The 25,377-nt window shown below is 61.0% G+C and carries 25 protein-coding genes and 1 other RNA gene; 7 read left to right on the plus strand and 19 right to left on the minus strand.

Going from position 1 to position 25,377, the window contains the following annotated elements; genetic code table 11:
- Positions 1–56: 56 nt before the first annotated feature.
- From gcvP to OH720_RS30640, 10 genes are all read right to left on the minus strand, one after another.
- Positions 57–2,930 carry an aminomethyl-transferring glycine dehydrogenase gene (gcvP, locus tag OH720_RS30595; protein WP_272603964.1) on the minus strand — a complete coding sequence of 958 codons (2,874 nt, stop codon included), beginning with the start codon at positions 2,928–2,930 and terminating at the stop codon, positions 57–59.
- Positions 2,931–3,068: 138 nt separating this feature from the next.
- A complete protein-coding gene (gene gcvH / locus OH720_RS30600) occupies positions 3,069–3,452 on the minus strand; it encodes a glycine cleavage system protein GcvH (RefSeq protein ID WP_180202220.1) in 384 nt (127 codons plus the stop codon).
- A gap of 50 nt (positions 3,453–3,502) precedes the next feature.
- Entirely contained in the window at positions 3,503–4,585 is a 1,083-nt protein-coding gene (gcvT, locus tag OH720_RS30605; protein WP_272603965.1) for a glycine cleavage system aminomethyltransferase GcvT, read from the minus strand.
- A gap of 155 nt (positions 4,586–4,740) precedes the next feature.
- Entirely contained in the window at positions 4,741–6,357 is a 1,617-nt protein-coding gene (locus OH720_RS30610; RefSeq protein WP_180202219.1) for an ABC transporter permease, read from the minus strand.
- Positions 6,358–6,560: 203 nt separating this feature from the next.
- Positions 6,561–7,565, minus strand: coding sequence for an extracellular solute-binding protein (locus OH720_RS30615; RefSeq protein ID WP_008064928.1), 1,005 nt, complete (start codon positions 7,563–7,565; stop codon positions 6,561–6,563).
- 219 nt (positions 7,566–7,784) lie between these two features.
- Positions 7,785–9,002, minus strand: coding sequence for a 2-octaprenyl-3-methyl-6-methoxy-1,4-benzoquinol hydroxylase (locus OH720_RS30620; protein WP_272606541.1), 1,218 nt, complete (start codon positions 9,000–9,002; stop codon positions 7,785–7,787).
- Between the two features lie 9 nt (positions 9,003–9,011).
- Positions 9,012–9,497 (minus strand): DUF4442 domain-containing protein, encoded by a 486-nt coding sequence (locus tag OH720_RS30625; RefSeq protein ID WP_272603966.1) that lies wholly within the window; start codon positions 9,495–9,497, stop codon positions 9,012–9,014.
- Positions 9,490–10,677 carry a 2-octaprenyl-6-methoxyphenyl hydroxylase gene (ubiH, locus tag OH720_RS30630; RefSeq protein WP_272603967.1) on the minus strand — a complete coding sequence of 396 codons (1,188 nt, stop codon included), beginning with the start codon at positions 10,675–10,677 and terminating at the stop codon, positions 9,490–9,492. Before ubiH ends, OH720_RS30625 begins: the two co-directional genes overlap by 8 nt.
- Complete coding sequence (gene pepP / locus OH720_RS30635) at positions 10,674–12,008, minus strand: Xaa-Pro aminopeptidase (protein ID WP_272603968.1); 1,335 nt, start codon at positions 12,006–12,008, stop codon at positions 10,674–10,676. The genes ubiH and pepP overlap by 4 nt, the downstream gene beginning before the upstream one ends.
- A gap of 28 nt (positions 12,009–12,036) precedes the next feature.
- The gene (locus OH720_RS30640; protein WP_272603969.1) at positions 12,037–12,594 is read right to left on the minus strand and encodes a YecA/YgfB family protein; all 558 of its coding nucleotides are present in this window, start codon (positions 12,592–12,594) and stop codon (positions 12,037–12,039) included.
- A 194-nt stretch (positions 12,595–12,788) separates the two neighbouring features.
- On the opposite strand from OH720_RS30640, the gene OH720_RS30645 reads away from it, so the two are divergent.
- The 4 genes from OH720_RS30645 to OH720_RS30660 all read left to right on the plus strand — a co-directional run bounded on the left by OH720_RS30645 (position 12,789) and on the right by OH720_RS30660 (position 14,229).
- Complete coding sequence (locus OH720_RS30645) at positions 12,789–12,998, plus strand: TIGR02449 family protein (RefSeq protein ID WP_007982902.1); 210 nt, start codon at positions 12,789–12,791, stop codon at positions 12,996–12,998.
- Positions 12,995–13,312: a cell division protein ZapA gene (locus tag OH720_RS30650; protein ID WP_008055229.1), complete on the plus strand. Its 318-nt coding sequence runs from the start codon at positions 12,995–12,997 to the stop codon at positions 13,310–13,312. Before OH720_RS30645 ends, OH720_RS30650 begins: the two co-directional genes overlap by 4 nt.
- A gap of 30 nt (positions 13,313–13,342) precedes the next feature.
- A non-coding RNA gene (gene ssrS, locus OH720_RS30655) (6S RNA) lies at positions 13,343–13,521 on the plus strand.
- A gap of 102 nt (positions 13,522–13,623) precedes the next feature.
- Positions 13,624–14,229 carry a 5-formyltetrahydrofolate cyclo-ligase gene (locus OH720_RS30660; RefSeq protein ID WP_272603970.1) on the plus strand — a complete coding sequence of 202 codons (606 nt, stop codon included), beginning with the start codon at positions 13,624–13,626 and terminating at the stop codon, positions 14,227–14,229.
- 41 nt (positions 14,230–14,270) lie between these two features.
- Here the strand turns inward: OH720_RS30660 and OH720_RS30665 are convergent, their stop codons facing one another.
- Complete coding sequence (locus OH720_RS30665; RefSeq protein WP_272603971.1) at positions 14,271–14,426, minus strand: hypothetical protein; 156 nt, start codon at positions 14,424–14,426, stop codon at positions 14,271–14,273.
- 196 nt (positions 14,427–14,622) lie between these two features.
- On the opposite strand from OH720_RS30665, the gene OH720_RS30670 reads away from it, so the two are divergent.
- Positions 14,623–15,075 (plus strand): EVE domain-containing protein, encoded by a 453-nt coding sequence (locus tag OH720_RS30670; RefSeq protein ID WP_272603972.1) that lies wholly within the window; start codon positions 14,623–14,625, stop codon positions 15,073–15,075.
- A gap of 140 nt (positions 15,076–15,215) precedes the next feature.
- Here the strand turns inward: OH720_RS30670 and OH720_RS30675 are convergent, their stop codons facing one another.
- Positions 15,216–15,623, minus strand: coding sequence for a flagellar basal body-associated protein FliL (locus OH720_RS30675; protein ID WP_272603973.1), 408 nt, complete (start codon positions 15,621–15,623; stop codon positions 15,216–15,218).
- Between the two features lie 150 nt (positions 15,624–15,773).
- On the opposite strand from OH720_RS30675, the gene OH720_RS30680 reads away from it, so the two are divergent.
- Entirely contained in the window at positions 15,774–16,751 is a 978-nt protein-coding gene (locus OH720_RS30680; protein WP_086792362.1) for an NADPH:quinone oxidoreductase family protein, read from the plus strand.
- Between the two features lie 46 nt (positions 16,752–16,797).
- Here the strand turns inward: OH720_RS30680 and OH720_RS30685 are convergent, their stop codons facing one another.
- A complete protein-coding gene (locus tag OH720_RS30685) occupies positions 16,798–17,415 on the minus strand; it encodes an energy transducer TonB (RefSeq protein ID WP_272603974.1) in 618 nt (205 codons plus the stop codon).
- 330 nt (positions 17,416–17,745) lie between these two features.
- Between OH720_RS30685 and glpT the strand changes: the two genes are divergently transcribed.
- Complete coding sequence (gene glpT / locus OH720_RS30690) at positions 17,746–19,095, plus strand: glycerol-3-phosphate transporter (RefSeq protein ID WP_180202210.1); 1,350 nt, start codon at positions 17,746–17,748, stop codon at positions 19,093–19,095.
- Here the strand turns inward: glpT and OH720_RS30695 are convergent.
- The 6 genes from OH720_RS30695 to OH720_RS30720 all read right to left on the minus strand — a co-directional run bounded on the left by OH720_RS30695 (position 19,071) and on the right by OH720_RS30720 (position 25,307).
- Positions 19,071–19,739 carry a gamma-glutamylcyclotransferase gene (locus OH720_RS30695; protein WP_008055242.1) on the minus strand — a complete coding sequence of 223 codons (669 nt, stop codon included), beginning with the start codon at positions 19,737–19,739 and terminating at the stop codon, positions 19,071–19,073. The genes glpT and OH720_RS30695 overlap by 25 nt on opposite strands.
- A 326-nt stretch (positions 19,740–20,065) precedes the next feature.
- A complete protein-coding gene (locus OH720_RS30700; protein WP_180202209.1) occupies positions 20,066–21,034 on the minus strand; it encodes a CDP-6-deoxy-delta-3,4-glucoseen reductase in 969 nt (322 codons plus the stop codon).
- A complete protein-coding gene (gene ubiD, locus OH720_RS30705; RefSeq protein ID WP_020797260.1) occupies positions 21,034–22,500 on the minus strand; it encodes a 4-hydroxy-3-polyprenylbenzoate decarboxylase in 1,467 nt (488 codons plus the stop codon). Before ubiD ends, OH720_RS30700 begins: the two co-directional genes overlap by 1 nt.
- 140 nt (positions 22,501–22,640) lie before the next feature.
- Positions 22,641–23,900, minus strand: a complete 1,260-nt coding sequence (gene rho / locus OH720_RS30710) for a transcription termination factor Rho (protein WP_003206716.1) — start codon at positions 23,898–23,900, stop codon at positions 22,641–22,643.
- Between the two features lie 248 nt (positions 23,901–24,148).
- The gene (gene trxA, locus OH720_RS30715) at positions 24,149–24,478 is read right to left on the minus strand and encodes a thioredoxin TrxA (RefSeq protein WP_003206727.1); all 330 of its coding nucleotides are present in this window, start codon (positions 24,476–24,478) and stop codon (positions 24,149–24,151) included.
- 121 nt (positions 24,479–24,599) lie between these two features.
- Complete coding sequence (locus OH720_RS30720) at positions 24,600–25,307, minus strand: FadR/GntR family transcriptional regulator (protein ID WP_272603975.1); 708 nt, start codon at positions 25,305–25,307, stop codon at positions 24,600–24,602.
- Positions 25,308–25,377: the final 70 nt, after the last annotated feature.

The raw sequence follows: 25,377 nt of genomic DNA on the forward strand, positions 1-25,377 counted from the left end.
TCACATGAGCGGCATTTTTTATGGCCAACACAAAACCCTGTAGGAGCATGTGTTGTTCAGCGGTATTCATCCAGCGGCACGCACGCACAAAACAGATTGCGGTCGCCGTAGACATTGTCCACCCGGTTCACCGCCGGCCAGTACTTGTGCGCCTTGGTATGCGCATCCGGCGTGACCGCTTGCACGATGCTATAAGGCCGCTCCCACACGCCCGTGATATCCGCCAGCGTATGCGGCGCACGCTTCAGCGGGTTGTCCTCGGCCGGCCAGTTGCCGTTCTGCACCTCGGTAATTTCCGCGCGGATGCTCAGCATCGCGCCGATAAAACGGTCCAGCTCTGCCTTCGATTCACTTTCGGTGGGCTCGACCATCAACGTCCCTGGCACCGGGAACGACATGGTCGGTGCATGGAAGCCATAGTCCATCAGACGCTTGGCAACGTCTTCTTCGCTGATGCCGGTCAGCGCCTTTAGCGGGCGCAGGTCCAGAATGCATTCGTGGGCCACCCGCTCGTTGCGGCCGGTATAGAGCACTGGAAACGCGCCGGACAGGTGCCGCGCCAGGTAGTTGGCCGCCAGGATCGCCACTTCACTGGCGTCGGCCAATTGCGGCCCCATCATGGCGATGTACATCCAGCTGATCGGCAGAATGCTTGCACTGCCCCAAGGCGCCGCGCTGACCGCGCCATTCTGTGGCTGTGGTCCATCGATAGGCACGACCGGATGGTTGGCCACGAACGGCGCCAGGTGGGCGCGCACGCCAATCGGCCCCATGCCCGGCCCACCGCCACCATGGGGAATGCAGAAGGTCTTGTGCAGGTTCATGTGTGACACATCGGCGCCGATGTCCGCCGGACGCGCGAGGCCAACCTGGGCATTGAGGTTGGCGCCGTCCATGTACACCTGGCCGCCATGGCTGTGGACAACTTCACAGATTTCGCTGATGCCTTCCTCGTACACGCCATGGGTCGAGGGATACGTCGCCATCAGGCAGGCCAGTTTATCCCCGGCCTGGGCGGCCTTGTCTTTCAGGTCCTCCAGATCGACGTTGCCCGCCTCGTCGCACTCGACAATCACCACGCGCATCCCGGCCATCTGCGCCGAGGCCGGGTTGGTGCCGTGGGCCGACGAAGGAATCAGGCAGATATCGCGCCCGCCCTGCTGGCGGCTCTCGTGGTATTTGCGGATCGCCAGCAGCCCGGCGTATTCGCCCTGGGCCCCGGAGTTGGGCTGCATGCAGATCGCATCGAAACCGGTAATTGCGCAGAGCCAGCGCTCCAGCTCTTCGATCATCAAGGTGTAACCGAGGGCCTGCTCCCTGGGCGCAAACGGATGCAGGTTGGCGAACTGCGGCCAGGTAATCGGGATCATCTCGCTGGTGGCGTTGAGCTTCATGGTGCAGGAGCCCAGCGGGATCATCGATTGATTGAGCGCCAGATCCTTGTTTTCCAGCTGCTTGAGGTAGCGCAGCATCTCGGTTTCGCTGTGGTGGGCGTTGAATACCGGGTGGCGCAGATAGGGCGAGGTTCGCGCCAGCGTGTCGGGAATGCCGCCAGCCAGGGTTTCAGCGTCCAGTTCGTCGACGTTGAGCCCGTGATCAGACCCCAGGAACAGGTCGAACAGTTTCGTTACTGTGGTTTCGTCCGAGGTTTCGTCGAGGCTCAGACCCAATTGCCCACGCCCCAGAATACGCAAGTTGATCTGCGCAGCCTGGGCGCTTTCGATGATCGCGGTCTGGGTGCCACCGACCTCCAGGGTCAGGGTGTCGAAGAAGTGCTGGTTGAGACGGGTAATGCCCTTGCGCTCAAGGCCCGCGGCAAGGATGCAGGTCAGCCGGTGAACGCGCTGGGCAATCCGTTTCAGCCCTTCCGGGCCGTGATAAACCGCATAGAAACTGGCGATATTAGCCAGCAGCACTTGCGCGGTGCAGATGTTCGAGTTGGCCTTTTCACGGCGGATATGCTGCTCGCGGGTTTGCAGCGCCATGCGCAGGGCAACGTTGCTGCGGGCGTCTTTCGACACGCCGATGATGCGGCCGGGAATCGCCCGCTTGTACTCGTCACGGCTGGCGAAAAACGCCGCGTGAGGGCCGCCGTAGCCCATGGGCACGCCGAATCGCTGGGATGAGCCGAACACCACGTCGGCGCCCAGCTCCCCCGGCGGGGCGAGCAACAGCAGGCTCAGCAGATCGGTGGCGACGCACGCCAGCGCCTGCTGGGCATGCAGATGATCAATCAGCGGGCGCAGGTCACGGATCTCGCCGTGGGTGTCGGGGTATTGCAGCAGCGCACCAAACACCTGGTGCTGTTTCAAGTTATCCACAGCGTCGACGATCAGTTCGAACCCGAAGCCTTCGGCGCGGGTTTGCACCACGGAAATGGTCTGCGGATGGCAGTGTTCGTCGACAAAGAACAGGTTGCTTTTCGACTTGGCAACCCGCTTGGCCAGGGCCATGGCTTCCGCCGCCGCTGTGGCTTCATCCAGCAGCGAGGCGTTGGCCAGTTCAAGGCCCGTGAGGTCGATGGTCAATTGTTGGAAATTAAGCAGCGCTTCAAGCCGGCCCTGGGCGATTTCTGGTTGATAGGGTGTGTACGCGGTGTACCAACCGGGATTTTCCAGGACGTTGCGCAGTATGACGGCCGGCGTCAGCGTGCCGTAATAGCCCATGCCGATCAGGTTGGTCCAGACCTGGTTTTGCTCGGCGTAACCGCGCAGCTTGGCCAGTGCGGCTTCTTCGTCGAGGGCCGGTGGCAGGTCGAGTGGTCGGTTCAGGCGGATTCCCGGCGGTACCGTCTGCTCGATCAACTCAACCCGGCTACCGAGGCCGAGGCTGTCGAGCATCGCCTGTTGCTCGGCACCATCAGGCCCAAGGTGGCGGCGAAGAAAGGCATTGGGGTCGCGTAACTGGCTCAGGGACGGCAACTGGGACATGACGGGCTCTCTCTTGACTGGCGCTCAACGTCGATGCAACACGGTCAAACCAGCATAGCAGTCGATGCCAGAGAGCCTTGGATCTGCCAGATACAAAAAAGCCCCGACAGGTCGGGGCTTTGGGGTGACGCTGAAGGCTTATTCGCCGATGGCGGCCTTGTAACCCGCTGCATCGAGCAGCTTGTCCAGGTCAGCCGTGTTGCTTGGCTTGAGTTTGAAGATCCACGCGCCGTACGGGTCGGAGTTGAGCAGCTCAGGCTCACCGCTCAGTGCTTCGTTGACCGCGATCACTTCACCGGCTACCGGGGAATAGATGTCGGAGGCCGCTTTAACCGACTCCACCACACCGGACTGATCACCGGCGGCGAAGACGTTGCCGACTTCGGTCAGCTCAACGAACACCACATCACCCAGCGCTTCCTGCGCGTGATCGCTGATGCCCACGGTGACGGTGCCATCGGCTTCCAGGCGAGCCCATTCGTGACTCTCGGCAAAACGCAGGTCGGCAGGGATATCGCTCATGTTCTGTGTCCTCAGGAAAATTATCGGCGGTCAACGCCCGCCGGAAAAGGTTAGATCAAGGTTTTGCCATGGCGAACGAAGGTCGGCTTGACCACTCGGACCGGGTACCACTTGCCACGGATTTCCACTTCTGCGCGGTCGGCAGTGGCCATCGGCACGCGCGCCAGTGCAATCGACTTGCTTAGCGTAGGAGAGAAACTACCACTGGTGATCTCCCCTTCGCCAACATTGGCGATGCGGACCACTTGATGAGCGCGCAAAACCCCGCGCTCCTCAAGGACCAGCCCCACCAGTTTGTGTTGTACGCCGCCGCTGCGCTCGGCTTCCAGCGCCTGGCGACCGATGAACTGGCGAGCGGCCGGCTCCCAGGCGATGCTCCAGGCCATATTGGAGGCCAGCGGGGAAACGCCCTGGTGAATGTCCTGACCGTACAGGTTCATGCCCGCCTCGACCCGCAGGGTGTCACGCGCGCCCAGGCCAATGGGAGAAATGCCCGCCCCCACCAGATCGTTGAAGAATCCCGGCGCCTGGTCGGCCGGCAGAATGATTTCCAGGCCGTCTTCACCGGTGTAGCCGGTGCGTGCGATGAACCAGTCACCGTCGGGCCGGGCTTCGAAAGGCTTGAGCTTGTGGATCAATGCGCCACGCGCCTGGCTCACCAGCTCGGCAATCTTTTGCCGGGCATGGGGGCCCTGGATGGCCAGCATTGCCAGCTCGGAACGCTCGTTGAGCTGCACGTCGAAACCGTCGAGATGCGCCTGCATCCACGCCAGGTCCTGATCGCGGGTAGAGGCGTTGACCACCAGGCGGTAAGCGCTTTCGAGGCGATAGACGATCATGTCGTCGACGATACCGCCGCGCTCATTGAGCATGGTGCTGTACAACGCGGTACCAGGTTTGTGCAGGCGTTCGACGTCGTTGGCCAGCAAATGCTGGAGCCATGCCTTGGCCTGGGGGCCGTCGACATCGATCACGGTCATGTGGGATACATCAAAAACACCGCAATCGCGACGCACCTGATGGTGCTCCTCGACCTGGGATCCATAATGCAGAGGCATATCCCAACCGCCAAAATCGACCATCTTCGCGCCGAGGGCAAGATGAAGGTCATACAGAGGCGTACGCTGTCCCATGGGTTTCTCCTTCCGGGCGTGGCGAAGGTGCGGACGAGTGATCGTTTGTGCGGGAGCCCTGAAATAAAAGGCTTCCAGCCGTTTTCACTACCTTGTCTGTCAGACCGACCGCACCGAATGCCGCGCATTGTAGCCGCAAGGTGTAGGACTGGCACCTAGCTGTTTCGATGCGCCGAACGTCGTATCAATCCGATGACCGGTAGCAGCCCGACCAAAACCAGGGTCAAGGCCGGCAAAGATGCCCTCGCCCACTCGCCTTCGCTGGTCATTTCGAAGATCCGCACCGCCAGCGTGTCCCAGCCAAAGGGGCGCATCAGAAGGGTCGCGGGCATTTCCTTGAGCACGTCGACGAACACCAGCAAGGCCGCGCTCAACGAACCGGGGAGCAGCAACGGTAGATACACTTTGAAAAACAGTCGTGGCCCACTGACGCCCAGGCTACGTGCCGCTTCGGGCAAAGATGGCCGTATTCGCGCCAGACTACTTTCCAGCGGACCGTAAGCCACGGCGATGAAGCGCACCAGATAGGCCAGCAGCAACGCCAACAGGCTGCCCAGCAACAACGGCTTGCCAGCCCCGCCGAGCCAGCCGGAGAGCGGGATTACCAGCACGCGATCCAGGTAACTGAACGCCAGCATGATCGACACCGCCAACACCGATCCGGGCAAAGCGTAGCCAAGATTGGCCAGGCTGACCCCGGCGCGGATCCCCTGGGTCGGTGCCAGCCGCCGGGCAAACGCCAATACCAGGGCGACACTCACGGTGATCAGCGCCGCCATCGTTCCCAGGTACAAGGTGTGGACGATCAAGCCCGTGTAACGCTCGTCCAGATCCAGGCGCCCGCGCTGCCAGAACCACACCACCAGCTGCAGCATTGGAATGACAAAGGCACAGGCGAACACCAAAGCGCACCACCCCGTTGCCAGCAGCGCCTTGAGGCCGTGAAGGTGATACAACGCCTTGACCCGTGGCCGTTCATTGCTCGCCCGGTTGGCGCCGCGAGCCCGACGCTCGCCGTACAGCACGAGCATCACCACCAGCAGCAACAGGCTGGCCAGTTGCGCGGCGGTGGAGAGGCTGAAGAACCCGTACCAGGTCTTGTAGATGGCGGTGGTGAAGGTGTCGAAGTTGAACACCGACACGGCACCGAAATCCGCCAGGGTTTCCATCAGCGCCAGGGCCACGCCAGCACCGATGGCCGGGCGTGCCATAGGCATTGCCACGCGCCAGAACGCCTGCCACGGGGATTGACCGAGCACCCGCGCCGCTTCCATCAGGCCCTTGCCCTGGGCCAGGAACGCGGTGCGAGCCAGCAGGTAAACGTAAGGATAGAAGACCAGCACCAATACCAGGATCACCCCGCCCGTGGAGCGCACACGCGGCAAGCGCAAGCCGCTGCCGAACCACTCCCGCAGCAGGGTTTGCACGGGGCCTGCAAAATCCAGCAGCCCGACGAAGACGAATGCCAGCACGTAGGCCGGAATCGCGAAGGGCAGCATCAGTGCCCAGTCCAGCCAACGCCGACCGGGGAATTCGCAGAGGCTGGTGAGCCAGGCCAGGCTAACCCCCAGGACCGTCACGCCAACGCCGACACCGAGTATCAGGGTCAGGGTGTTGCCCAGCAGGCGTGGCATCTGGGTCTCCCAGAGGTGGGACCAGATCTGCGGGTCGATGGCTTGCCAGGACAGCAGCAGGACACTCAGGGGCAACAGGACCAGCGCAGCGATGGCGAAGACCAGGGGATACCAGCGGCGTTGGGCGGGGTGGGCCAAGGTATAGCTCTCAAGCAGATGAGGAGATAACAAACCTTTGTAGGAGCGAGCCTGCTCGCGATGAACGTTAACGATTACGCGGGAAGTCAGGCTACCCGCGGTGTTCTTGAGTTCATCGCGAGCAGGCTCGCTCCTACAAGGTCAGAAGTGCCTGCGCAAAAACAAAACGCCCCGCACAGGCGGGGCGCAGTATATCGGGTGACTCAGTTCCAGCCAGCGCGATCCATCATGCGAATCGCTTCCGCCTGGCGTTTGCCGGCGACTTCCACCGGCAGGGTATCGGCAATGAACTTGCCCCAGGCAGCGACTTCGGCCGATGGCTGCACAGTCGGGTTGGCCGGGAATTCCTGGTTCACGTCGGCGAAGATCTTCTGCGCCTCCGGCGTAGTCATCCACTCCACCAGGGCCTTGGCCGCTTCCGGGTGCGGCGCGTGCTTGATCAGGCCAATGCCCGACAGGTTGACGTGCACGCCGCGATCCGCCTGGTTCGGCCAGAACAGTTTCACCGGCAGGTCCGGCTTCTGTTTGTGCAGGCGGCCGTAGTAGTAGGTGTTGACGATGCCGACGTCGCACTGGCCGGCATTGATGGCCTCGAGCACTGCCACGTCGTCGGAGAACACGTCAGTGGACAGGTTGTTGACCCAGCCCTTGAGGATCTTCTCGGTCTTCTCGGCGCCGTGCACTTCGATCATGGTGGCGGTCAGGGACTGGTTGTACACCTTCTTCGCCGTGCGCAGGCACAGGCGGCCTTCCCAGTTCTTGTCGGCCAGTGCTTCGTAAGTGGTCAGTTCGCCCGGTTTCACCCGGTCGGTGGAATAGGCGATGGTCCGCGCCCGCAGGCTCAGGCCGGTCCAGGCATGGGAGGCCGCACGGTATTGCAGCGGAATGTTGGCATCGATGGTTTTCGAGGTGAAAGGCTGGAGGATGCCCATCTGCTCGGCCTGCCAGAGGTTACCGGCATCGACGGTCAGCAGCAGGTCGGCGGGCGTGTTCTCGCCCTCGGCCTTGATCCGCTGCATCAGCGGCGCTTCCTTGTCGGTGATGAACTTCACCTGGGTGCCGGTTTTCGCGGTGTAGGCATCGAAGACTGGCTTGATCAGTTCATCGATGCGCGAGGAGTAGACCACCACCTCGTCAGCGGCCTGGGCGGCGGTGCTGCCGATCAGGGTCAGGGCCAGTGCGGTCAGTAGACGCTTCGGTGCCAACATGGGAGCGGTCTCTCGATTGAAAAAGTGAGGCCAAATGATAAGGACTCACATTTCCCTTCTCAATCGAACAGTTCCCGGAGGAGTTACCAGATGTTGCACAGCAGGGATGGGTGGTGAATGTTCCGACGCCTTCGCGGGCAAGCCTCGCTCCTACAGGTTCTCGGTGATCTGTAGGAGCGAGGCTTGCCCGCGAAGAGGCCAGCAGCCACAGCGAAAAAATCAGGCCTTGGCGAGTGCCGGCAAATCCCCAATCAACCCCAGCGCTTCACGCACGAACAGCGCCTTGGCCTCGGGCATCCGGTCGACCAGATTCAACCCGGCGTTACGCAACAGGCGCACCGGCAACGGGTCAGCCTGGAACAGCCGCTCGAAACCTTCCATCGCCGCCATCAGCGCCAGGTTATGCGGCATGCGCCGGCGTTCGTAACGGCTCAGCACCTTCACATCCGCCAGGCGCTCGCCACGGGTTGCCGCTTTCAATAGCACTTCGGCCAGCACCGCGGCATCGAGGAAACCGAGGTTCACACCCTGCCCGGCCAACGGGTGAATGGTGTGCGCTGCGTCACCGATCAAGGCCAGGCCCTCTGCCACGTACCGCTTGGCATGGCGCTGACGCAGCGGCACGCACAGACGCGGATCGACACTCAGCACCGTGCCGAGTCGACCTTCGAAGGCCCGCTCCAGCGCACGACAGAAACCCTCGTCGTCCAGCGCCATCAAGTGTGCGGCTTCGCTCGGCGTGGTCGACCAGACGATCGAGCACCAATCCTGCTGACCGTCGCGCTCAAGCGGCAGGAACGCCAGCGGGCCATTGTCGGTAAACCGCTGCCAGGCGGTCGCCTGATGAGGCTTGGCGCTGCGCACACTGGTGACGATGGCGTGGTGCAGGTAATCCCACTCCCGCGTGGCGACACCGGTCAGGCGCCGCACCGCCGAGTTGGCGCCATCCGCCGCGATCACCAGCGGCGCGCGCAAGGTACGGCCGTCGGCCAGGGTCAGCAGCCAGTCGTCGCCGGAGCGGCGCATCTGTTCCAGGCGTGCGTTGGCCAGCATGCCCAGGTCGCAGTCGTGCAAGCGGTCGAGCAAGGCGTCCTGAACCACGCGATTCTCAACGATATGGCCCAACGTATCGGCATGCACGCTGGCCGCCGAAAAATGGATTTGCCCGGTGCCGCTGCCATCCCAGACCTGCATCTCGCTGTAGGGACTGCTGCGCCGGCTGGCAATGCCGTCCCAGACACCCAGGCGTTCGAGAATTCGCTGGCTGGCAATCGACAATGCACTGACGCGCGGCTCGAACGGTGCCTGCGGATCAAAGGGTTTGACGCTCAACGGGCTGCCATCGAGCAGCAGCACTTCCAGCCCGCTGTCCTGCAACGCCAGCGCCAGGGCGCTGCCGACCATTCCGGCCCCGACAATTAGCAGATCTGCGCGCATTTCCATGCTTTAAGCCTGTCTCGCTTGCGGCTTGAGCCGCACGTAAAGGGTTTTTCCGACACGCGCCACCAGGTTGCCGGCGCCGTCATGAATATCGACCTGCAATTGCGGCAGGTACTTCCTGCCCTCCGCCGTCTGCCGGCGGATCTCGTCGAGCAAGGTGTCATCGATGTTGAAACGGGCGAACACCGGACCTTTGCCCGGTGCGATGAAGTCGATGTCGGCAGCCTTGTCCCAGACGATGTAGTCGCGACCGAGGTTTTCCATCAGCATCAGCATGAAGAACGGGTCGACCATCGAATACAGGCTGCCGCCGAACTGCGTGCCGACGTAGTTGCGGTTATACCAACTCAAGCCCATGGACACCTGGACGTCACGAAAGTCATCGCTGATGTGCCGTACCCGAACCCCGGCGCCAAGGTACGGCGGATAAAGGTTCATGAACCGGCACATCAAGCGGGCCTTGCCAAACTTGCGTGTCAGCCAGTTAAACATCAGGGCGGGTACCCAGGCCCATGGCTTGCCGGGCGAACCAGCGCTTGGCCGGCGGCAAAAGATCAAGGCCGAGCAGGCCCAGATTGCGCCCCAGTGACACCAACGGCTGAGTACTGCCGAACAGGCGCGTGACCTGGTCGGAGAAGCCCACGGTGAGATTCTGGTCCAGTCGCTGACGCTCGCGATAATCCTGCAAGGTGGCGAAATTCCCCGGCAGGTGTTCGCTGGCGAGCAGCGCATCGGCCAACGCCTGGGCATCGCGCAAGGACAGGTTGAACCCCTGGCCGGCAATCGGGTGCAGGCTGTGGGCAGCATTGCCGAGAACCACCAGGTGCGAGCGCACTTGCTCTTCGGCCTCCACCAAGGCCAGCGGATACAAATGCCGCACACCGACTTGCTTCAAGGTGCCGAGGCGATAACCGAACACGCCCTGCAGTTCGCTGAGGAAACTGCGATCATCAAGCGCGGCCAGTCGTTGCGCATCCATGCCCAGACGTGTCCAGACCAGCGCACAACGGTTGTCCGGCAATGGCAGGAACGCCATCGGGCCATCGTCGGTGAAGCGTTCGAACGCCATGCCGCCATGGGCTTCGCTCGGGGTGATGTTGGCGATCAGTGCGCTCTGGTTGTACGGACGCTTTTTAATGCCGATGCCCAGTTGCTCGCGCAAACCCGAGCGGCCGCCATCGGCGAGCACCGCGAGATCGCAATCGAGCGTGGTTTCGTCATTCAGGGTCAGGCGGTAGCCGTCGGTGAGCGGTTCCATGCGCGTGACTTCCGCCGGGCAACGCCAGGTGATCACGTCCTTGTCCAGGCCTTGCCACAGGCAATGGCCGAGCCAGGCGTTTTCCACCACATAACCCAGCGCCGGAACACCTTCTTCCATCGCTGACAGGCGCGCCGTGGAAAAACGCCCACGGTCAGAGACGTGAATCTGCTTGATGGGCTCTGCGCGGCGGGAGATTTCCTGCCAGACGCCCAAGCGCTGATAAATCTGCCGCGCGCCGAAGGACAACGCCGTGGAACGCGCGTCGTAACTGGGCTGCCAGGTGTCACCGGGGGCAAACGGTTCGATCAGTACGATCTTCCAGCCAAGGGCCTTCGCTCCGGCCTGCAAGGCCAACGCCAGGCTGGCGCCGACCAGGCCGCCACCGATAATCGCCAGATTGACTCGATTCATGCCGCTTGTGTCCGTGCTTGCGCCATCAGGGCCTCGATTTCGGCGACGGTTTTCGGTACGCCTTTGGTCAGGATTTCACAGCCGCTCTTGGTGACCACCACATCGTCCTCGATGCGCACGCCAATGCCGCGCCATTTCTTCGCCACGCTCTGGTTGTCCGGGGAAATGTAGATCCCCGGCTCCACGGTCAGCGCCATGCCCACCTCCAGCACGCGCCATTCGCCGCCGACCTTGTACTCGCCGACGTCATGCACATCCATGCCCAGCCAATGACCGGCGCGGTGCATGTAGAACGCCTTGTAGGCTTCGCTGGCGATCAGTTCGTCGACGTCGCCCTGCAACAGTCCCAGTTCGACCAGGCCCGAGGTAATCACCCGCACCGTGGCTTCGTGGGCCTGGTTCCAGTGTTTGTTCGGGGCAATCTCGGCAAACGCGGCTTCCTGGGCAGCCAGCACCAATTCGTAGATCGCCTTCTGCTCTGCGGAAAATTTGCCGTTGACCGGCCAGGTGCGCGTGATGTCGCTGGCGTAGCAGTCGATCTCGCAACCGGCGTCGATCAGCACCAGGTCACCGTCCTTGAGCAGCGCGTCATTCTGCTGGTAATGCAGGATGCAGCTGTTGCGCCCCGCCGCGACGATCGAGCCGTAGGCCGGCATCTTCGCCCCGCCCTTGCGAAACTCGTAATCGAGCTCGGCTTCCAGGCTGAACTCATGCAACCCGACGCGGCTGGCCTGCATCGCACGCACATGGGCCTGGGCGGAAATCCGTGCGGCTTCGCGCATCACCTTCACTTCTGCCGCCGATTTATACAGGCGCATGTCGTGCAGCAGGTGATCCAGGGCAACGTATTCGTTCGGCGGCTGGGCCCCGAGGTTGGCCTTGGAGCGGATCACGTTGATCCATTCCATCAGGTGCCGGTCGAATTCCGGGTTACTGCCCATGGCCGAGTAGACGCGGTCACGGCCTTCGATCAGGCCGGGCAGGATGTCGTCGATGTCGGTGATCGGGAAGGCGTCGTCGGCACCGAAGTCGCGAATCGCGCCCTCTTGCCCGGCGCGCAGGCCGTCCCACAACTCGCGCTCGGCGTTGCGTTCACGGCAGAACAGGATGTATTCACCGTGCAGACGCCCCGGCATCAGGACCAACACGGCCTGGGGCTCGGGAAAACCGCTGAGGTACTGGAAGTCGCTGTCCTGACGGTAGACGTGCTCGACGTCGCGGTTGCGGATGGCGACCGCGGCGGCAGGCAGGATGGCGATGCTGTTGGGTTCCATCTGCGCCATCAAGGCCTTGCGGCGACGGCTGTATTCCGACTTAGGGATATGAATCATGGGCAGATGGCTTTCCCTGGCTTTTTGATCAGTGCAGCGACGGCTTGGCGGCAGCCGCTACGTCTTTCTTGGTTTCGGAGAACAGCAGAAGCGGCGCGACGCGCAGGTATTCCATGACTTCCATATAGTCGGTTTCACCGTCTTCAGACTCTTCCAGGGCGTCTTGCACCTGGGAAATGGCTGCAAGATCCTGCAACACTTCAGTGGCCTCGGTGCTCAGCATGCTACTGTCGCGGCAGTTCAGGCCAAAACCACTGAGGAAGCCCTGGCACCATTGGCCCAGTGCAGCGGCGCGTTCGGCCAGTGGAGCGTCGTCGCTCGGCAGCAACAGCACGACGGTTACGTCGTCGCCGGTGAGCTCGCCCTTGACCATCTCCTGCAGGCCGATCAGGGCCGCGCGGACGTTGTCCTGAGGCTCGCTTTCGAGCAGTTCGGCGGCGTCGATCAGCCAGCCTTCGGCATCGAAACCGGCGCCGGCGCAGCTGCGGCCGAGCAACAGGCCGTGCAGTTCGGCAGGCGAGACGTTATGGCCGCTGGAGGTCAGCAGGGTGGCGAAGCCTTGGTACGGGGAATTCTGAATGGTCATGGGCAGCTAGGCGCCAGACGGCGCTATGTCTAGAATGAAGGCCTTGTATCCTACATCGACTACCCCTGTAGGAGCGAGCATGCTCGCGATGGTCGTCAACGATAACGCTGGGGTCCTGACACCCCGCGGCGTTCTCAGGTTCATCGCGAGCAGGCTCGCTCCTACAGTCCGACTCCCATCAGACAGTGAAAACTATGGAAGACACCGACCTGCAAGCGCTGATGGCCAGACTCGAACTGCTGATTACCCGAGTCGAGCAACTTAAGAGCCAAAACGGACTCTTACTAGCTCAGGAAAAGACCTGGCGCGAGGAACGCGCGCATCTCATTGAAAAAAACGAAATCGCCCGGCGTAAGGTCGAATCGATGATTTCGCGCCTCAAGGCCCTGGAGCAAGACTCATGAGTTCAAGCAATAGCGTCACCGTGCAGATCCTCGACAAAGAATATTCGATCATTTGCCCCCAGGAAGAACGCAGCAACCTGGTGAGCGCCGCTCGCTACCTGGACGGCAAGATGCGCGAAATCCGCAGCAGCGGCAAAGTCATCGGCGCCGATCGCATCGCCGTGATGGCCGCGCTGAACATCACGCACGACTTGCTGCACAAGGAAGAACGACCGGACATCCAGGCCAGCGGTTCGACCCGCGAACAGGTGCGCGACCTACTTGATCGTGTCGATCTGGTGCTTGCCACTGATCCGGATGTCACCAAAGGCTGATTCGCGTCACCGCTTGCGGTATACTCTCATCACTCCCTGGGGTGCTTGCCAGTTGGCGATGTCCCTGAGCCGATTTGCTATACCCTGGAGGTCGCACGTTGGGCTGGTGTGCATGTCCGCTAGACGGAAAGCCTTAAAGCCTACTGCGTCTTCCACCTTGAACTTTCGGGTTCAAGGGCTAAGTCGACAGCGGTACATCCGGGGAGCCTGATTCCAGTCCGATGCCGGTTTTAATACCGGCATCGGCGTTTTTACTGCTCTGTTTTTTTAAAGAGGCGCTTTACGAAACCGTACAGGCGAAGCCCGAATCCATGACCGAACCTGCGCTGCTCCCTCGACCGCAACTTCGACGCATGCTGCGCAAGGCCCGCCGCGCACTGACACCCAGTCAGCAGCGCCAGGCGGCTCGCGGGCTCTACAAACAATTGGCCCAGCAACCGCTGTTCCGCCGCGCCAAACACATCTCTCTTTATTTGCCCACCGACGGTGAAATCGATCCGCGCCTGTTGCTGCGTGCAGCGCAACGTCGGGGCAAGGCCACCTATCTACCGGTGCTCAGTGCCTGGCCGCGAACCAAAATGGTGTTCCAGCGGATTCGCCCCGGTGAAAAACTCAAGCCCAATCGCTTCCGTATTCTCGAACCCCGGCACAGTCTCGCCCGGCAACGCAAAGTCTGGGCCCTGGATCTGGTGTTGCTGCCATTGGTGGGGTTTGACGATGTTGGCGGGCGCCTGGGCATGGGCGGCGGCTTCTATGATCGAAGCCTGGCCTACCTGGCGCGCCGCAATGACTGGCGCAAGCCGACGTTGCTGGGGCTGGCCCATGAATGTCAGAAGGTCGAGCGACTGGCTCAGGCGAGCTGGGATGTGCCGTTGCAAGGAACGGTGACGGACAAGGCCTGGTATTACGCAGGCTAGACGCCACCGGCATCAGTGGCGTCGAAAAGCGGGGGGGGGGGTCAGCGCTTGAAGGCGGTCGACTGTTGCTGCAATGGCGAGATCTCGACCGGTGCATCGGCCTTGTTGACCCACAGGCTTTGGGCATAGCCAGTGGTCACGACGCCGAGGCCGAACAAAATGACCAGAATCCATAGTAAATCCGGTTTGCGTTTCATCGATTGCCCCCCAAAGGCATATCAACACGATGACAGCAGCGGTTTCCGTTTGTAGGCCGTGCAGCAGCGTCAAGCTTGAAAGGCCGGCATTTTGCGACAACGTGAACCGTCACGCAAATGATGGCGTCAACCGACTGTCGGTTTGTCATAAAATTGCCGGACAACCTCTCCACCCACCTCGCAAGGAGCCAGAACCATGGCCTATTGGCTGATGAAATCCGAGCCCGACGAACTCTCGATCAAAGGCCTGGAGCAGCTTGGCAAAGCGCGCTGGGACGGGGTTCGCAACTATCAGGCGCGTAATTTCTTGCGCTCCATGGCAGTGGGGGACGAGTTCTTTTTCTATCATTCGAGCTGCCCGGAACCAGGGATCGCCGGGATCGGCAAGATCGTCGAAGCGGCGTACCCGGACCCGACGGCGCTGGAGCCTGAGAGCCATTACTACGACCCCAAGGCAACCCCTGAGAAAAACGCCTGGAGCGCGATCGATGTCGCGCATGTGGAGACGTTTTCCAGGGTGTTGAAGCTGGATTACCTGAAGCAGCAGGCGGCGCTGGCGGAGATGCCGCTGGTGCAGAAGGGATCGAGGCTGTCGGTGATGCCGGTGACAGCGGAGCAGTGGGCGGCGGTGATAGCACTTAAGCCGTAAGAATTGCTGCGACCCTCCAAATGCCTTCGCTGGCAAGCCAGCTCCCACAGCGTTCTGCGCTGAACACAACGTTGTGTTTCACCTCAAACCTTGTGGGAGCTGGCTTGCCAGCGATGAGGCCCGACAGGACAGCGAAAGCCTTACTGGATAATGAGGTTATTGAACAACAAATCCTCAACCACCGGCTTGCCGGTTTCATCATTCATGATCTGCTGGGTCTGCTTCAGGGCTTCCTGACGCAGCTTTTCCTTGGCTTCGACATTGTTCATCGTCTCGGTGGTCTGCTGGGCAAACAACGCCACCAGCTGATTGCGGATCAGCGGTTCGTTGGCCTTTACCGCCTTGGTCGCCTCGTCACCGGTCACACGCAAAGCCACATCGGCCTTGTAGACCTTGAGCTTCGGCGTGCCATCCAGCCCGTAGTTCCCCACGAACGGCGGGCTCAGGGTGACGTAATTGACCTTCGGCGCCGCCTCTTCCTTGGCCTCTTCGGCCACCGCTGTCACAGACAGGGACAGACCCAGCAACAACATGATCCACGCTTTCACAATTCGCTCCTTATCCGGTTTGCGGCCTAGCATAACCACCCGCCACGCCAGTACAAGCTTATGGCTGACTATCAGTGCCGGGCATGCTCGTTGACCCGTCGACTCTCACACCTACACTTATCGGCCATCACTCCCAAAGGAATAGCCCTGATGAAAGCCGTGCTGTGCAAAGCCTTCGGCCCTGCCGAATCGCTGGTGCTGGAAGACGTCGCCAGTCCTGTCGCGAAGAAGAACGAAATCCTGCTGGAAGTGCACGCCGCCGGGGTGAACTTCCCCGACACGCTGATCATCGAGGGCAAGTACCAGTTCAAGCCGCCCTTCCCGTTTTCCCCGGGCGGTGAAGCGGCCGGCGTGGTCAGCGCGGTGGGCGAAAAAGTCAGCCACCTGAAAGTCGGTGACCGGGTCATGGCCCTGACCGGCTGGGGCAGCTTCGCCGAACAGGTCGCGGTGCCGGGCTACAACGTGCTGCCGATCCCACCCTCCATGGACTTCAACACCGCCGCCGCCTTCAGCATGACCTACGGCACCTCGATGCACGCCCTCAAGCAGCGCGGCAACCTGCAACCCGGCGAGACCCTGTTGGTACTCGGCGCCTCTGGCGGTGTCGGCCTGGCGGCAGTGGAAATTGGCAAGGCCATGGGCGCCCGGGTGATCGCCGCGGCCAGCAGCGCGGAAAAGCTGGCGGTGGCCAAGGCGGCAGGCGCTGATGAACTGATCAACTACAGCGAAACCAGCCTCAAGGACGAGATCAAGCGCCTGACCGATGGCCAGGGCGCCGACGTGATCTACGACCCGGTGGGTGGTGACCTGTTCGACCAGGCCATCCGCGCCATCGCCTGGAACGGCCGCTTGCTGGTGGTCGGTTTTGCCAGCGGACGTATCCCTGAGCTGCCGGTAAACCTCGCACTGCTCAAAGGTGCAGCGGTACTCGGCGTGTTCTGGGGCTCGTTTGCCCAGCGTCAGCCTCAGGACAACGCCGCCAACTTCCAGCAATTGTTTGGCTGGTTTGCCGAGGGCAAGTTGAAGCCGTTGGTGTCGCAGGTGTATCCGTTAAGCAATGCTGCGCAGGCGATCAATGATCTTGGTCAGCGCAAGGCGGTCGGCAAGGTGGTTGTGCAGGTTCGCTGAGCCCGCCACACGGTCTGGACTCCCATCAATGGAGTCCAGCCCCAAACTAAAGCAACTTACGAATATCCTCCGGCAAAAACCTCACGTACCTGGAAACCGGGTTGTTCATGCATTCCCTGACAATGATCGGCACCTTCCTGTTCATCTTGGCTATCAGCGCCAGGCGCCGCTCGTTAGGCAACGTTGTCGTGGAAAACGCATTCGATAGATAAGCACGGGTGTAGTAGAACGCAGTGGTATCAGCCCAGGCGTGTTCCGGGGTGTTGACCGTGACTTCGTTGAGATCGCGACATTTCAGTTTTTTAAGCCATTCATTGAGATGAAGTGGTGGCGCTGAATCGAATCCAAAGATCATCGGCGCAATCACTTCCTGCTCGGCGGGCTTTCCCCCCCCAACCGTCCATGGCTTGAATCGCCACTGCTCTATCGCAACCCTGGTCGCCTCGGCCAGATCATGATGGTCGCTTTGCAAAATGCTTACCTTATTGACTGAGCCATCGGCATGGACCGTAAACCTGACCCGGACATCACCGATGATCCCGGCCCGTTGCAGCGCCGGCGGATAAATCGGCTTGGGGTTGTATTCCGGTATCAGGAACACCTCACCCGCTCCGCTTTCAGCAGACAACACCCACAGCAGCACCACACACATAACCCACCGCATAACGCCTCCCCTTCTTACCCTGCATCGCCAGACCTGGCCGCTACACAAAAGGGTAAAGATCGAAGGCTTTTGGCTGAAGGTCATGGCTTCCGGTAACTGCGCAGGACATTTCCCAAATATCCGCACTACTTCGGACGGTGCATGCGCATCAAAGCGGTAGCGGGAAATCTTCCTACACCGCCCTTCATTTACGCGTAGGCGACATGTTCATAAAGGAACGCTCGCTTTCCAACATTTCCGCTATTTGGTCGATGAGAACCGGTGCTATTTTCGGTAACGAAACTGTAACATTCGCATCCGCAGTCAAAACAAGAAATTTGGAGCTCTTGAATGTTTGCTTTCTTTCGTCCTGCCGCACATCAGGCTCCACTGCCTGAAGAAAAAATAGACAGCACCTACCGACGCCTGCGCTGGCAGATCTTCGCCGGTATCTTCATCGGTTACGCCGGTTACTACCTGCTGCGCAAGAACTTCTCCCTGGCCATGCCTTATCTGATCGAAGAGGGCTACACCCGTGGGGAACTGGGCGTGGCGCTGTCGGCGATCGCCATTGCCTATGGCTTGTCCAAGTTCCTGATGGGCATCGTTTCCGACCGTTCCAACCCGCGCTTCTTCCTGCCGTTCGGCCTGATGGTCTCGGCGGCGGTGATGTTCACGTTCGGTTTTGCGCATTGGGCGACGTCCAGCGTGACCATCATGTTCGTCCTGCTGTTCATCAATGGCTGGGCGCAGGGCATGGGCTGGCCGCCGAGTGGGCGGACCATGGTGCACTGGTGGTCGCAGAAGGAACGCGGTGGCGTGGTGTCCCTGTGGAACGTGGCGCACAACGTGGGTGGCGGCTTGATCGGCCCGCTGTTCCTGCTCGGCATGGGCCTGTTCAACGACTGGCATGCGGCGTTCTACGTGCCGGCGGCAGTGGCCATGGCCGTCGCGGTGTTTGCCTTCATCACCATGCGCGACACCCCGCAATCGGTCGGCCTGCCGCCGATCGAGAAATACAAGAACGACTACCCGGAAGGCTACGACGCCAGTCACGAAGAGGAATTCAGCGCCAAGGAAATCTTCGTCAAGTACGTGCTGCGCAACAAGATGCTCTGGTACATCGCCCTGGCCAACGTCTTTGTCTACCTGCTGCGCTACGGCGTGCTGGACTGGGCACCGACCTACCTCAAGGAAGCCAAAGGCTTCACCGTGGACAAGACGTCATGGGCGTACTTCTTCTACGAGTGGGCCGGTATTCCGGGCACGCTGCTGTGCGGCTGGATGTCGGACAAGATCTTCCGTGGCAACCGTGGCCTGACCGGCATGGTGTTCATGGCATTGGTGACTGTGGCGACGCTGGTGTACTGGCTCAACCCGGCCGGCAACCCGACGGTCGATATGATCGCGCTGGTCTCCATCGGCTTCCTGATCTACGGCCCGGTGATGCTGATCGGCCTGCAGGCACTGGAACTGGCACCGAAGAAAGCCGCCGGTACGGCTGCGGGCTTCACGGGCCTGTTCGGCTACCTGGGCGGTTCGGTTGCGGCCAGTGCAGCAATGGGCTACACCGTGGACCATTTCGGTTGGGATGGCGGTTTCGTCCTGCTGATCGGTGCCTGCCTGCTGGCGATGGCCTTCCTTGCGCCAACGCTGTGGCACAAGCAGGTCGCCAGTCAGAGCCGCGAAGCACTCGCTTGATCATCCTTTGATTTACAGCGCTTGAGCCGCGCCTCCAGATTCCGGTCTGGCATGGCGTGGCTACGCAGGGCGTGGGCGGTCTGCTCGACATAATCGCGAGTAGTGCCGTAACGCCCGCAAGCGTTTTCAAACACGTGGCTCAGTACATGGTCCGGCAGGTTGCCGGCATAGCTGGGCAAGTGCCGCTCCAGGACAAATCCCAATGCCTGAACCTTGCTGCCGTCTTCAAGCCGGCAGTTGAGCCAGTGCGGGCGATAGGATGGAAACGGCATCTCGCGTTTCCAAAGCGCATACAGTGACGCGTCCAGCTGTTCTTCCGGCAAGCGATAGGCGAAACCGCTGCAGGAGCCGCCGCGATCCAGACCGAATACCAGCCCGGGCATTTCCGGCGTGCCACGGTGCTCGTGGGACCACAGGTACAAGCCGCGGTGGTAGCCATGCACTCGCCCGCGAACGCGCTCGACCGCCGTGCACTCCGGGCGCCATATCAGCGACCCATAGGCGAACAGCCACACCGGCCCGCCTTGGTGGCGCGCCATGGTCGACTGCATCGAGCTGAGTAATTGTTCGTGCGTGAGTTGCGGCCCCAGATCGAGCTGCGGAGGGTAGGACAGGTTCAAAAACGAAGATTCAATGGCGCTCATGGCGAATAGCGTTCAGCTCCCCGCGAGTAAACAGTTACTAAATAGAACGCACCGCTGTAGCAATAAGGCACATATGTATTCAAGTAAATGAAGCGCCTTGGCGCCACTCTTAATTAATCACTTGAATGAGATATAACCTACCGACATCTATAAGATTTTATAAATACCGATAGGCTATATGCGGAGTTATATACCTCCACACTGTAGGAGCGAGCCTGCTCGCGATGGTCGTTAACGATTACGCGGGAAGTCAGGTTGCCCGCGGCGCTCTTGAGACCATCGCGAGCAGGCTCGCTCCTACAGGGGGACAGCGTCAGGATCTGGGATCAAGATCGCGGGGCGTACGCAAACACATCGGCGCGCATCTGGTGCGCGTCCATCCCCGCCTCGACCAGCGCATCCAGGGTGCCGTAGACCATGGCCGGCGAGCCACTGGCGTACACGTGCAGGGCCTTGAGGTCAGGAAAATCTTCGCACACCGCTTCATGCAACATGCCGCAACGCCCCTGCCAGCCGCATTGATCGCTGACGACTTTATGCAGGAACAGGTTTGGCAGTTTCAGCCACTCATCCCAATGCTCGACTTCATAAAAGTCTTCAGGACGACGCACGCCCCAATACAGATGCACGGGATGCTTGAAGCCTTCTGCACGGCAATGTTCGATCAGGCCATGGACCTGGCCCATTCCAGTGCCCGCGGCAATCAGCACCAGCGGACCGTCCGGCAACTCGGCCAGGTGCGCATCACCGAACGGCATGTCGACACGTACCATGGCATTGCGCTGCAACTGCTCGATCAGGTTGAGCGCACTGGCTTCGCGCGCCAGCACGTGGATTTCCAGATCACGCCCACCGGAGGGGGCCGAGGCCAGGGAGAAGGACGACTTCTCGCCGTTGTCGCGATGGATCATCAGGTACTGGCCCGCGTGATAGCGCGGTGGCTTGCCGGCGGGCGCCCGCAGCCGCACCCGCCAGGTATCGCCGCCGACTTCGGTGCAACTGGTGACCTGACACGACAGACTGCGCACCGGCAATTCTCCCAGCGCGAGCACGCCATCCCACAGCACGATGCAGTCTTCCAGCGGCTCTGCTATGCAAGTGTAGAACTCGCCATGGTCGCGCACGAGACCTGACTGCTCGACGCGCCCTTCCACCAGCAGCGCAGCGCACACATGGCAGTTACCGTTGCGACAGCTTTGCGGGCATTCATAGCCCAGGCGGCGTGCGCCATCGAGAATCCGCTCGCCGGGCAAGATATCGAGTACGGCTCCGGAGGGCTGCAAGGTTACACGCATCAATCTATTCCTAACTGATTCCAGATGGCATCGATCCGCTGGGTCACGGCGTCGTCCTTGACGATTACACGGCCCCACTCGCGCGTGGTTTCACCCGGCCATTTATGCGTGGCATCGAGCCCCATCTTCGAACCCAGGCCGGACACCGGCGAGGCGAAGTCGAGGTAGTCGATCGGCGTGTTCTCGATCATCACCGTGTCACGCTTGGGGTCCATGCGCGTGGTGATGGCCCAGATCACGTCGTTCCAGTCCCGTGCGTTGATATCGTCGTCAGTGACGATAACGAACTTGGTGTACATGAACTGTCGCAAAAACGACCAGACACCCAGCATTACCCGCTTGGCATGCCCCGGGTACGACTTCTTCATGGTCACGACGGCCATGCGGTACGAACAGCCTTCGGGTGGCAGGTAGAAGTCGGTGATCTCAGGGAACTGCTTCTGCAGGATCGGCACGAACACTTCGTTCAGCGCGACGCCCAGAATCGCCGGCTCATCCGGTGGACGGCCGGTGTAGGTGCTGTGGTAGATCGGCTTGATGCGATGGGTAATGCGCTCGACCGTGAACACCGGGAAGCTGTCGACTTCGTTGTAGTAACCGGTGTGGTCGCCGTACGGACCTTCATCGGCCATCTCGCCCGGGTGGATCACGCCTTCAAGGATGATCTCGGCGGTGGCCGGCACTTGCAGGTCATTGCCACGGCATTTCACCAGCTCGGTACGGTTACCGCGCAGCAGGCCGGCGAAAGCGTACTCGGAGAGGCTGTCCGGCACCGGGGTCACGGCACCCAGAATGGTCGCCGGGTCGGCACCCAGCGCCACGGCCACCGGGAAGGGCTGGCCAGGATGTTTTTCGCACCATTCGCGGTAATCCAGCGCGCCGCCACGGTGACTCAGCCAGCGCATGATGACCTTGTTGCGGCCAATCACTTGCTGACGGTAGATGCCGAGGTTCTGCCGGTCCTTGTTCGGACCCTTGGTGACCGTCAGGCCCCAGGTGATCAGCGGCGCGACGTCGCCTGGCCAGCAGGTTTGCACGGGCAGCGTCGACAGATCGACGTCGTCGCCTTCGATGACCACTTCCTGGCAGATCGCATCCTTGACCACCTTGGGTGCCATCGAGATGATCTTGCGGAAGATCGGCAGCTTGGACCAGGCGTCTTTCAGCCCCTTCGGCGGCTCGGGCTCCTTGAGGAACGCCAGCAACTTGCCGATCTCGCGCAGCTCGCTGACCGCCTCGGCGCCCATGCCCAGCGCCACGCGCTCGGGGGTGCCGAACAGGTTGCCCAGCACGGGAATGTCAAAACCGGTGGGCTTTTCGAAAAGCAGGGCCGGGCCCTTGGCGCGCAAGGTGCGATCGCAGACCTCGGTCATTTCGAGCACTGGGGACACCGGAACCTGGATGCGCTTGAGTTCGCCGCGCTGTTCCAGGCCGCTGATAAAGTCGCGCAAGTCGCGATACTGCATGCGTGAGCCTCGTGTTGGCCGTGGCGTTCGGGGTGGGCAGTTTAGCGCCGAACCCCTCTATTCAGAACCACGAACTACCGGTTGAGCAAAATTCAGATAGCAAAAAGCCGGGTTTCCCCGGCTTTTGCTGGTCTATCGACTTACTTGCGCTTCATCGACAGGAAGAACTCATCGTTGGTCTTGGTCGTTTTCAGCTTGTCGACCAGGAACTCGATGGCAGCCACTTCGTCCATCGGGTGCAGCAGCTTGCGCAGGATCCACATGCGCTGCAGCTCGTCGTCGGCGGTCAGCAACTCTTCGCGACGGGTACCCGAACGGTTGATGTTGATGGCCGGGAACACACGCTTTTCAGCGATGCGGCGATCCAGAGGCAGTTCCATGTTGCCGGTGCCTTTGAATTCCTCGTAGATCACTTCGTCCATCTTCGAGCCGGTTTCAACCAGCGCGGTGGCGATGATGGTCAGCGAGCCGCCTTCTTCGATGTTCCGCGCGGCGCCGAAGAAACGCTTCGGTTTCTCCAGGGCGTGGGCATCGACACCACCGGTCAATACCTTGCCGGAGCTCGGGATCACGGTGTTGTAGGCACGGGCCAGACGGGTGATGGAGTCGAGCAGGATCACCACGTCCTTCTTGTGTTCGACCAGGCGCTTGGCCTTCTCGATCACCATTTCGGCAACCTGCACGTGGCGGGTTGGCGGCTCGTCGAACGTCGAGGCAACCACTTCGCCGCGCACTGTGCGCTGCATCTCGGTTACTTCTTCCGGACGTTCGTCGATCAGCAATACGATCAGATGAACTTCAGGATTGTTACGCGCGATGTTCGCCGCGATGTTCTGCAGCATGATCGTCTTACCGGCTTTCGGCGGTGCAACGATCAGACCGCGCTGGCCTTTACCGATCGGGGCGCACAGGTCGATGACTCGACCGGTCAAGTCTTCGGTGGAACCGTTACCGGCTTCCATCTTCATGCGCACGGTCGGGAACAGCGGGGTCAGGTTCTCGAAGAGAATCTTGTTTTTCGCGTTTTCCGGACGGTCGAAGTTGATCGTGTCGACCTTGAGCAGCGCGAAATAACGCTCGCCTTCCTTCGGAGGGCGGATCTTGCCAACGATGGTGTCACCGGTACGCAAGTTGAAGCGACGGATCTGGCTCGGCGAGACGTAGATATCGTCTGGGCCGGCGAGATAGGAGGCGTCTGCAGAGCGGAGGAAGCCGAAGCCGTCCTGGAGAATCTCCAGCACGCCATCACCGGAGATTTCCTCGCCGCTTTTCGCGTGCTTTTTCAGCAGGGAGAAAATCACGTCCTGCTTGCGCGAACGGGCCATATTTTCTATGCCCATCTGTTCGGCCAATTCGAGCAGTTCGGTAATCGGCTTTTGCTTGAGTTCAGTCAGATTCATATAGGAATGACGTAATCATTTATGGAGGGGGGAAATTAAGCTTTTGGCTTAATGAGGCCGCGCCGCGGAGAAGGCGACAGGATCGCGTACTTATTCGAAAAGGAGAGCGTCGGCGACGGCTAGCAGGGGGCACTGGAGAAACCAGCGCGGGGCCGAATGTAACACCTGAGTTTCGGAGCGTCTAGCCCTCTACAACGAAAAAAGCCCCGCTAATTGCGGGGCCTTTTTCTGACACGCTGTAACGACGCTTAGATGTTGGCGTCGAGGAAAGCCGCCAGTTGCGACTTCGACAGTGCGCCGACCTTGGTCGCTTCAACGTTGCCGTTCTTGAACAGCATCAGCGTCGGGATACCACGCACGCCGTGCTTGGCGGGGGTTTCCTGGTTTTCATCGATGTTCAGCTTGGCAACGGTCAGCTTGCCTTTGTAAGTCTCTGCAATTTCGTCCAGGACAGGAGCGATCATTTTGCAAGGGCCGCACCACTCAGCCCAGTAGTCGACCAGTACAGCGCCTTCAGCCTTGAGTACGTCGGCCTCGAAGCTAGCGTCGCTAACGTGTTTGATAAGATCGCTGCTCATGGAATTCTCCAGGGTTGTAAGCAAAAAAACGTGGCCCATCATAACGGCCCTTCCCTCGTTCAGGAAGGTGCAGATGATTGAGTCTCGCTATGGTGTTCCATGAGTTTGGGTATAGCCCAGGTCACGCCGTGGCGGGAGCGACGAAGGCAATTCCAGTGCGTAGCGCCGCGTTGCGCACGTGTTCGTGCATGGCCTTTTGCGCAGCCCCCGAGGTCCGGCGCGCCAGCGCGCGAAGGATTTTGCGGTGTTCCTGCCAGGTTTCCATGGCCCGCTCGGCCCGGATGAACGGTAGCTTCTGGCTTTCCAGGAAGATGTCGGCGCTGGCGGTCAGGATGCTCAGCATCGCCTGGTTGCCGCTGGCCAGCAAAATGCGTCGGTGGAATTCAAAGTCCAGGCGGGCCGCCGCTTCGAAGTCGCCCCGCTTGAGTTCGTCGCGCATGGCGGCGACGTTATCTTCCAGTGCATCGAGCTCATCGATGCTCAAGGTCACGGCCGCCAGCCCCGCAGCGAAGCCCTCCAGCGCATAACGCAACTGGAAGATATCCAGGGGCGAAGCCTGTGCCGCAAACGGCCAACCGGGTGCCGCCTCGCCTCGGGGCAGCTCCACGGGCGCCTGCACGAACACGCCTTTACCCGGCTGGATATTGATGACACCCAGGGCGCTGAGCGATGACAACGCCTCGCGCAACGATGCCCGACTGACGCCCAATTGCACGGCCAGGTCCCGTTGCGAGGGCAAGGCATCCCCCGGACCGAAACCCTGTTCGGTGATCAGTTTGCGGATGGCTTGCAGCGCCACTTCAGGTACGGCACGAGAGATCGAATTCATGGTTTTCCAGTCGAACCAGGCCAATGTGCGATCAGTTGTAAAGCTATTCGCCGCGCCCGGCAAGTCGTGC

Origin of the sequence: Pseudomonas sp. WJP1, from assembly GCF_028471945.1 — a bacterium.
Classification (GTDB): Bacteria; Pseudomonadota; Gammaproteobacteria; order Pseudomonadales; family Pseudomonadaceae; genus Aquipseudomonas.

Coding starts and splice junctions, on each gene's coding strand:
- OH720_RS30685 (WP_272603974.1), bottom strand. CDS start 17,415: ATGCGGTGGGTTATGTGTGTGGTGCTGCTGTGGGTGTTGTCTGCTGAA.
- OH720_RS30620 (WP_272606541.1), bottom strand. CDS start 9,002: ATGCGCGCAGATCTGCTAATTGTCGGGGCCGGAATGGTCGGCAGCGCC.
- OH720_RS30700 (WP_180202209.1), bottom strand. CDS start 21,034: ATGCGTGTAACCTTGCAGCCCTCCGGAGCCGTACTCGATATCTTGCCC.
- OH720_RS30640 (WP_272603969.1), bottom strand. CDS start 12,594: ATGACCATTCAGAATTCCCCGTACCAAGGCTTCGCCACCCTGCTGACC.
- OH720_RS30615 (WP_008064928.1), bottom strand. CDS start 7,565: ATGTTGGCACCGAAGCGTCTACTGACCGCACTGGCCCTGACCCTGATC.
- OH720_RS30670 (WP_272603972.1), top strand. CDS start 14,623: ATGGCCTATTGGCTGATGAAATCCGAGCCCGACGAACTCTCGATCAAA.
- OH720_RS30650 (WP_008055229.1), top strand. CDS start 12,995: ATGAGTTCAAGCAATAGCGTCACCGTGCAGATCCTCGACAAAGAATAT.
- rho (WP_003206716.1), bottom strand. CDS start 23,900: ATGAATCTGACTGAACTCAAGCAAAAGCCGATTACCGAACTGCTCGAA.
- glpT (WP_180202210.1), top strand. CDS start 17,746: ATGTTTGCTTTCTTTCGTCCTGCCGCACATCAGGCTCCACTGCCTGAA.
- OH720_RS30665 (WP_272603971.1), bottom strand. CDS start 14,426: ATGAAACGCAAACCGGATTTACTATGGATTCTGGTCATTTTGTTCGGC.
- ubiD (WP_020797260.1), bottom strand. CDS start 22,500: ATGCAGTATCGCGACTTGCGCGACTTTATCAGCGGCCTGGAACAGCGC.
- OH720_RS30625 (WP_272603966.1), bottom strand. CDS start 9,497: ATGTTTAACTGGCTGACACGCAAGTTTGGCAAGGCCCGCTTGATGTGC.
- pepP (WP_272603968.1), bottom strand. CDS start 12,008: ATGATTCATATCCCTAAGTCGGAATACAGCCGTCGCCGCAAGGCCTTG.
- OH720_RS30695 (WP_008055242.1), bottom strand. CDS start 19,739: ATGAGCGCCATTGAATCTTCGTTTTTGAACCTGTCCTACCCTCCGCAG.
- OH720_RS30645 (WP_007982902.1), top strand. CDS start 12,789: ATGGAAGACACCGACCTGCAAGCGCTGATGGCCAGACTCGAACTGCTG.
- OH720_RS30680 (WP_086792362.1), top strand. CDS start 15,774: ATGAAAGCCGTGCTGTGCAAAGCCTTCGGCCCTGCCGAATCGCTGGTG.
- trxA (WP_003206727.1), bottom strand. CDS start 24,478: ATGAGCAGCGATCTTATCAAACACGTTAGCGACGCTAGCTTCGAGGCC.
- ubiH (WP_272603967.1), bottom strand. CDS start 10,677: ATGAATCGAGTCAATCTGGCGATTATCGGTGGCGGCCTGGTCGGCGCC.
- gcvT (WP_272603965.1), bottom strand. CDS start 4,585: ATGGGACAGCGTACGCCTCTGTATGACCTTCATCTTGCCCTCGGCGCG.
- OH720_RS30720 (WP_272603975.1), bottom strand. CDS start 25,307: ATGAATTCGATCTCTCGTGCCGTACCTGAAGTGGCGCTGCAAGCCATC.
- OH720_RS30660 (WP_272603970.1), top strand. CDS start 13,624: ATGACCGAACCTGCGCTGCTCCCTCGACCGCAACTTCGACGCATGCTG.
- gcvP (WP_272603964.1), bottom strand. CDS start 2,930: ATGTCCCAGTTGCCGTCCCTGAGCCAGTTACGCGACCCCAATGCCTTT.
- gcvH (WP_180202220.1), bottom strand. CDS start 3,452: ATGAGCGATATCCCTGCCGACCTGCGTTTTGCCGAGAGTCACGAATGG.